The following is a 2,061-nucleotide window of genomic DNA, read 5'->3' on the forward strand; positions in this document are numbered from 1 at the left end:
GGCCGCGGGCGTGGCCATCGGCCTGAACGACCGGATCGAACTCTCGTTCGGCCACCAGGACTTCAACACCCGCGCCACCGGCACCGCGCTGGGCCTGCCCGGCCTGCACCTCCAACAAGACGTGCTGGGCGCCAAGTGGCGCTTGGCGGGCGACGCCATCGTCGACAGCGACACACTGATGCCGCAGATCGCCGTGGGCGTGCAGCACAAGCGCCTGCAATCGAGCGGGCTGGACGGCACGCTGGCCGCGCTGGGCGCCGACCGCAGCGGCACCGATGTGTACGTGAGCGCGACCAAGCTGTTCCTGGCGCAGGGCGTGCTGGTCAATGGCACGCTGCGCGCCACGCGCGCCAACCAGGGCGGCCTGCTGGGCCACGGTGCCACGCTCGGCGGGGCCGACGACGGCTACGAACTGGTGCCGGAAGTCTCGGTGGCCTGGCTGCTGCGCAAGGACCTGGCCGTGGGCCTGGAATACCGCGCCATGCCCAACAAGCTGCAACGCGCCGGTGCCGCCGCCGGCCTGGGCAACGGCCTGCGCGCCGACGACTGGATGGACCTGTTCGTCGCCTGGACGCCGAGCAAAAACGTCTCGCTCACCGCCGCCTGGGTGAACCTGGGCCGCATCGTACCCGCCACCACTGCCGGCCGCCAGCAGACCGGTTTCTACACCTCCGCCCAGTTCGCTTTCTAAATACCCCCACCGATCACCCATCCCATGAAACACCTCATCACCGCCACCACCCTCACCCTGCTGGCCATGGCCAGCGGCGCCGCCATCGCCCAGGGCATGGCCCAGCCCATGTCGCCCCTCCCGTCGCCCCAGCCGTCGCCCGCCTCGGCCTACCCGGTGGCACCGGCGCCCGGCCTGTTCGACGCGCTGGGCCAGAAGGCCGGCATCCGCACGCTGATGGACGATTTCACCCAGCGCCTGCGGGCCGACGCGCGCATCGGCGAGCAGTTCAAGGACACGAAGCTCGACGCGCTGGCCAGCCAGCTGACCGACCAGGTCTGCCAGCTCGCCGGCGGCCCCTGCGTCTACAAGGGCCCGGACATGAAAGAAGCGCACGCCAACATGGACGTGACGCGCGCCCACTTCAACGCGCTGGTGGAAGTGCTGCAGCAGAGCATGGACACGCGCGGCGTGCCGTTCGCGCGGCAAAACCAGCTGCTGGCCCTGCTGGCGCCCATGCACCGCGACGTGGTGAACACGCGATGAGCGCACACACCGACTGGCGCTGCGGTGCCTCCACGCTGCTGCTGGCGGCCGTGTGCGCCAGCGCGGCCACCGCTGGCACGCTGCAGATCACCGTGACCAGCAAAGACGGCCAGCCCCTGCCCGACGCGGTGGTGCTGGTGGAGCCCGCCAGCGGCGCGCGCGGCAAGGCGCCCGCGCCGATGCAGACCAGCATCGCGCAGCACAAGATGCAGTTCGTGCCCGCGGTCAGCGTGGTGCCGGTGGGCTCGCGCGTGCGCTTCACCAACCAGGACGGCTGGGACCACCACGTGCGCGGCGTGCCCGCGGGCATGGCCGGCCTGACCGCCGGCTCGGGCGCCGGCTTTGAACTGCGCCTGGCCGGCCAGGTGAGCGGCCAGGCACCCGCCAGCACCGAGGTGGTGTTGCAGCAGCCCGGCCCGCTGCAGCTGGGCTGCCACCTGCACGGGTCCATGCGCGGCTTCGTCTACGTGGCCGACACGCCCTGGGTGGTCAAGACCGACGCGCAGGGCGTGGCCACCCTGGGCGACGTGCCCGAGGGTGCGGCACGCGTGCGCGTCTGGCACCCGGACCAGCTGGTCGAAGGCTCGCCCACCTCGGTACAGGTGCAGGCGGTGTCCACCCTCACCGTGCCCACCCAGGTGGTGCCGCGCCGGCGGCGGCTGTGATGGCCTGGCGCAGCCCGTGGACCAGCAGGAGCGAAAGGCGCTGGCCAGCGAAGGCCACCGTGCTGGACCACAATGCGCCCATGCAAGACGAACCCGACCAGGCCCTCATCGCCCTCATCGACCGCGTGGCCGCGCGCGAGGAAACCGCGCTCAAGGCGCTGTACGACCAGACCTCGGGCA

The 2,061-nt window shown here is 71.7% G+C and carries 3 protein-coding genes; all 3 read left to right on the forward strand.

All coding sequences use genetic code 11. The features are described 5' to 3' along the window. Positions 1 to 691: DUF3034 family protein (locus ACR2JA_RS14500; RefSeq protein ID WP_434009787.1), on the forward strand; the 691-nt coding region annotated here is incomplete at its 5' end. 24 nt (positions 692 to 715) lie between these two features. Further along, positions 716 to 1,216, forward strand: coding sequence for a group I truncated hemoglobin (locus ACR2JA_RS14505; RefSeq protein WP_434009788.1), 501 nt, complete (start codon positions 716 to 718; stop codon positions 1,214 to 1,216). Further along, positions 1,213 to 1,881 carry a cupredoxin domain-containing protein gene (locus tag ACR2JA_RS14510; RefSeq protein WP_434009789.1) on the forward strand — a complete coding sequence of 223 codons (669 nt, stop codon included), beginning with the start codon at positions 1,213 to 1,215 and terminating at the stop codon, positions 1,879 to 1,881. Before ACR2JA_RS14505 ends, ACR2JA_RS14510 begins: the two co-directional genes overlap by 4 nt. The last annotated feature ends 180 nt before the right edge of the window (positions 1,882 to 2,061 follow it).

The organism is Hydrogenophaga sp., assembly GCF_051007235.1.
In the GTDB taxonomy this organism is placed as follows: domain Bacteria; phylum Pseudomonadota; class Gammaproteobacteria; order Burkholderiales; family Burkholderiaceae_C; genus Hydrogenophaga.

Coding starts and splice junctions, on each gene's coding strand:
- ACR2JA_RS14505 (WP_434009788.1), top strand. CDS start 716: ATGAAACACCTCATCACCGCCACCACCCTCACCCTGCTGGCCATGGCC.
- ACR2JA_RS14510 (WP_434009789.1), top strand. CDS start 1,213: ATGAGCGCACACACCGACTGGCGCTGCGGTGCCTCCACGCTGCTGCTG.